This window comes from Corallococcus sp. CA049B (assembly GCF_003611685.1).
GTDB lineage: Bacteria > Myxococcota > Myxococcia > Myxococcales > Myxococcaceae > Corallococcus > Corallococcus coralloides.
In genome coordinates this window covers 1-3,981 of record NZ_RAWC01000378.1, presented here as the reverse complement: position 1 = coordinate 3,981, position 3,981 = coordinate 1, and the positions used below count along the sequence as shown (strand labels likewise).

Annotated in this window: 6 protein-coding genes; 3 read left to right on the top strand and 3 right to left on the bottom strand. The window is 71.7% G+C overall.

The window, feature by feature from the left end; genetic code table 11:
• Positions 1 to 11: 11 nt before the first annotated feature.
• The 3 genes from D7W82_RS38705 to D7W82_RS38695 form a co-directional block, all read right to left on the bottom strand.
• Positions 12 to 992, bottom strand: coding sequence for a MoxR family ATPase (locus D7W82_RS38705; RefSeq protein WP_120623049.1), 981 nt, complete (start codon positions 990 to 992; stop codon positions 12 to 14).
• Between the two features lie 137 nt (positions 993 to 1,129).
• Positions 1,130 to 1,456 (bottom strand): STAS domain-containing protein, encoded by a 327-nt coding sequence (locus D7W82_RS38700; RefSeq protein ID WP_120623048.1) that lies wholly within the window; start codon positions 1,454 to 1,456, stop codon positions 1,130 to 1,132.
• Between the two features lie 219 nt (positions 1,457 to 1,675).
• A complete protein-coding gene (locus D7W82_RS38695) occupies positions 1,676 to 2,413 on the bottom strand; it encodes a lytic transglycosylase domain-containing protein (protein ID WP_120623047.1) in 738 nt (245 codons plus the stop codon).
• A gap of 293 nt (positions 2,414 to 2,706) precedes the next feature.
• On the opposite strand from D7W82_RS38695, the gene D7W82_RS38690 reads away from it, so the two are divergent.
• From D7W82_RS38690 to D7W82_RS38680, 3 genes are all read left to right on the top strand, one after another.
• Positions 2,707 to 2,865, top strand: a complete 159-nt coding sequence (locus tag D7W82_RS38690; RefSeq protein WP_120623046.1) for a lmo0937 family membrane protein — start codon at positions 2,707 to 2,709, stop codon at positions 2,863 to 2,865.
• The gene (locus tag D7W82_RS38685) at positions 2,862 to 3,431 is read left to right on the top strand and encodes a hypothetical protein (protein ID WP_120623045.1); all 570 of its coding nucleotides are present in this window, start codon (positions 2,862 to 2,864) and stop codon (positions 3,429 to 3,431) included. Before D7W82_RS38690 ends, D7W82_RS38685 begins: the two co-directional genes overlap by 4 nt.
• A 40-nt stretch (positions 3,432 to 3,471) precedes the next feature.
• On the top strand, positions 3,472 to 3,981 hold a 510-nt coding region (locus tag D7W82_RS38680; RefSeq protein WP_147439766.1), incomplete at its 3' end, for a HupE/UreJ family protein.

Genomic DNA, 3,981 nt, shown 5'->3' with positions numbered 1-3,981 from the left:
GGCGGGGGCCTTCACCGGGGCGCCGCCACCTTGCGGGCGATCTCCTCCACCAGGTGCGCCGCCTCGTCCCGCGCGGACACGCCCTGCACGGCGCTCCTCAAGAGCACGCGGTGCGCCCAGCAGGACACCAGCATGGCGCGCACGTCGCCGGGGGTGACGAAGTCGCGCCCCTCCCACAGGGCCTGGGCCCGGGCCGCGGACCCCAGCGCCAGCACCGCGCGGGTGGACGCGCCGCGCTCCAGGTCGCCGTGCTCGCGCGTGGCCCGCGCCAGCCGCACCACGTAGTCCGCCACCGCCGCGTCCAGCTTCACGTCCTGGACGAAGTCACGCAGCGACGCCAGCTCCTCCGGCCCCGTCACGGCCTCCACCGACGGCAGCGGAGACGCCGCGCCGCGCGTGGTGAGCAGGCGCGCCTCCACGTCCGGCGCCGGGTGGCCCAGGGACAGGCGCACGAGGAAGCGATCCAGCTGCGAGTCCGGCAGCGGATAGGTGCCGGAGAAGTCCACCGGGTTCTGGGTGGCCACCACCGTGAAGGGCGAGGGCAGCGCGTGGGTCTGCCCGTCCAGCGACACCTGGCCCTGGGCCATGCCCTCCAGGAGCGCGGACTGGGTGCGCGGGGGCGCGCGGTTGAGCTCGTCCGCCAGCACCAGCTGCCGGAACAGCGGCCCGGGACGGAAGGAGAAGGTGGCCGTCTGCGCGTGGAACACCTGCGCGCCCAGGATGTCCGCCGGCAGCAGGTCCGCGGTGAACTGGATGCGGGAGAAGGACAGCGCGCACGCGCGGGCCAGGGCCTCCGCCAGCGTCGTCTTACCCACGCCGGGCATGTCCTCCAAGAGCAGGTGCCCGCCTGCCACCACGCAGGTGACGACGCGCCGCACCTCCTCCGGCTTGCCCTGCACGGCGCGGCCAAGCTGGGCGGCGAGCCGCTCCATCACCGCGCGTGCGGAAGCAGGGGAGGGAACGGGACCGAGGACGCGAGCGGGCTGGGTCATCTGGGCGCGGACTCTAGCCCAGGCGAACGCCAGCCGGCACCCCTCCAGGCCGCCCGTGTTCCTCGCCGGATGCCCGCCTGCCTTGGAGGCGCGGGCGCTCGCCGGGGGATGCACGCGGCCCGGAGGGCCCACCCGAATCAGACGGAGAGGATGTCCTCGGGCGTGTAGTACGCCCGGTGCGTCGTCGGCGAGGACAGCACGCCGAAGTAGCGGAACATCCGCTCGTGGTGCGTGGCCAGCCCGCGCATCTGCACGGCGCCGTCCTTCAAGCCGTGGGTCAGGATGCCCACCGCGCTGTCCTTGAACTCACGCAGGTGCGCGAAGTCCAGCACGACTTCGCTCTGGCCCAGCGCCTGGAGCGAGTTGCGCAGCTCCTGGGCCGTGCGGCCGTCCAGCGTTCCTTCCAGGCGCAGCGTGATCCGACCCGCCGCCTCCTCCTGCCGATGAATCTGAAGCCCCGTCATGATCCGCGCTCCCGCTGAGGTATGCACGTGTGTGCAGCTCGCGATGTGAATGGCGGCTGCCGCACGTTTCCGGACCAGGGAGGGTCCGGGCTCCCACCGGGGGGTGGGGGTGCACAGCCGGAGCCGAACAGTGCACCTTCACCTGCGATCAGGTCAGTGGCGGGCATGCAACTTCGGCTGGAGTGTTGGCGACCGAGCGAAGCGCGTGTCACGCAGCGGTCAACCCTTGCGGTCGGCTGTCGGCTGCTCGGCACGCAGGCTGATGGCGCGCTCCTGCTGGGCCTTCAGCTTGCGGAACTCCTTCACGACCTTGGCGGGGTAGCCGGCCATGAACTTCACCCGGTTTTCCTTCTTGGCGAGGATGCGCCTGGCCAGCCCGGGGCCCGCGTTGTAGGCGACGAGCGCGCCCTCCACGGAGCCGAAGCGGTTGATGAGGTCCGCCAGGTAGGCCGTGCCCAGGTTCACGTTCGTCTCGAAGTCGAAGAGGTTGGTGTGACGGCCCAGCCGCCAGCCGGACTTCTCCGCCAGGTACTTGCCCGTGTCCGGCATCACCTGCATGAGGCCCATGGCGCCCACGCCGGACACCGCGTAGTTGTTGAAGGAGGACTCGCAGCGGATCAGCGCCACCACCAGCAGCGGATCCAGGTTGTTGCGCTCCGCCTCGCGGACGATGGCCACCGCCAGCCGGCGCTGCTGCCGCTCCGGGAGCCCGGAGGCGCGCACGGCCTCGGCCACGCCCAGCTGCTCCGCGCGGAGGTAGTCCGCTTCATCCTCGTACTGCTGCAGCCGCGCCAGGGCCGCCTTGAGCTGTGCGTCCTTCTCCGCCAGCTGCGCCCTCAGGGCCGCGACGTCCGGTGCTTCACCCTGGGCACCCACCGGCACCTGCACCGGGAAAGCCACAGCGTTCGTCCCCACCAGCACCGCCGCCGCCACCATCGCCACCGTCCAACCCCGCATCTCGCCCTCCCCTGGCGCCCCAACCGCCCGCGCCCGCTGACTCGCCCACACCCAGCGGCTAAGCAGGCAACGTGCCAGCGTACGTGGCGTGCGCCAGCTGCCTCACGGATCCTTAAGAGAGGGGCTGAAACAGCACCCGCCTGGCCCCACGGCATCCGGAAAAAATGCCCGGCCTGGGAAGTTTGTTTCCCAACCTGACCCTGCAGAAAGCTCCACCTGTTGCCGCGCTGCCTCCGCGTCCCTAGCTTGCGCCCGGTCTGACTTTCGGGGCCCTGTGTGGCGGGAGGCGTGGCGTGTACTGGACCATGGGCATCATCTTGATGGTGTTGTGGGTGATGGGGCTGATCACCGGTTCGACGGAGGGGCAGTGGGTGCACCTCCTCCTGGTGTTCTCCGTCGTCGCGTTCGTGCTGGCCGTCGCGTCGGTGGGGCGCCGGCGGGGGCTGGCATGAACCTGCCGGAGCTGGACATGGCGTGGCTGGAGCTGCCGCGGGACAAGGCGGGCTTCGTGCGGCGCGAATGTCCCCGCTGCCAGCGCTCCTTCAAGACGCGGCCCAGCCGCCACGACGCGGGGATGCTCCAGCGGCTGCTCGCGGGCTACTTCCCCTTCGAGAACCTCCACGAGGCGTACACGGCGGAGGCGCTGCCCGCGTGGCACTGCCTCTACTGTGGCCACCGCGCGCTGCCGGACGCGTGGCTCACGCCGGAGCAGTCCGCGCACGTGGAGCGGATGGCGCGCGCGTGGGCGAACCACGTGCGGTACGAGCAGCTGGCGTACGTGCAGCGCACGCTGTCCCAGAACCCGCGGCCCACCTTCGTCTCCGTGGCGCCGGAGCCGCTGCCCCGGCCGCTGCCTCCGGACGAGGAGCTGCTGCGCACGCTCCCCATGGTCTGCTGCGGGGACGAGGTGCAGGCGCAGTGGGAGTGGGATCAGCCGATGGTCTGTCCGCGCTGCGGCGCGCACCACGGCGGGCTTTCGGGCCGGCAGCAGGTGCAGCTGGAGTTCGTGCGCGAGTAGTGGACGGGCAGGGCGCGCGGAGGGCAGGCTCCTTCGCGCGATGAAGCCGTTCCCCGCAGCCCGGCGGGTGTTGCTGGCCCTGCTCCTGTGGGGGCCGGCCGCCGCCCACGCCCATGAAATCGAGGTCGCGCCCGAGGCGGTGAACGGGTTCGCCGGCTGGGTGGGCGAGGGCATCCGCCACATCCTGGCCGGGGCGGATCATCTCCTGTTCCTCTTCGCCGTGCTGCTGGTGGGCGGCTCGTTCCGGCGGATCCTCCTGTTGGTGACGTCCTTCACGCTGGCGCACTCGCTGACGCTGGGGCTCACGGCCCTGGGCCTGGTGACGCTGGACGCGCGGGGCACGCGGTGGGCCGAGGCCGCGATCGCCGCGTCCATCCTCTACATGGCGCTGGAGAACCTGTTCTTGCGCCGGCACGGGCACCGCGCGGGGCTCACCTTCCTGTTCGGCCTGGTGCATGGGCTGGGCTTCGCGAGCGTGCTCGGCGGCTACGGGTTGGGGACGGGCCTGGTGACAGCGCTCGTGGGCTTCAACCTGGGGGTGGAGGTGGGG

Excerpts from the sequence above, each read along its gene's own strand:
- D7W82_RS38685 (WP_120623045.1), top strand. The coding sequence starts at position 2,862 with ATGAACCTGCCGGAGCTGGACATGGCGTGGCTGGAGCTGCCGCGGGAC.
- D7W82_RS38695 (WP_120623047.1), bottom strand. The coding sequence starts at position 2,413 with ATGCGGGGTTGGACGGTGGCGATGGTGGCGGCGGCGGTGCTGGTGGGG.
- D7W82_RS38700 (WP_120623048.1), bottom strand. The coding sequence starts at position 1,456 with ATGACGGGGCTTCAGATTCATCGGCAGGAGGAGGCGGCGGGTCGGATC.
- D7W82_RS38705 (WP_120623049.1), bottom strand. The coding sequence starts at position 992 with ATGACCCAGCCCGCTCGCGTCCTCGGTCCCGTTCCCTCCCCTGCTTCC.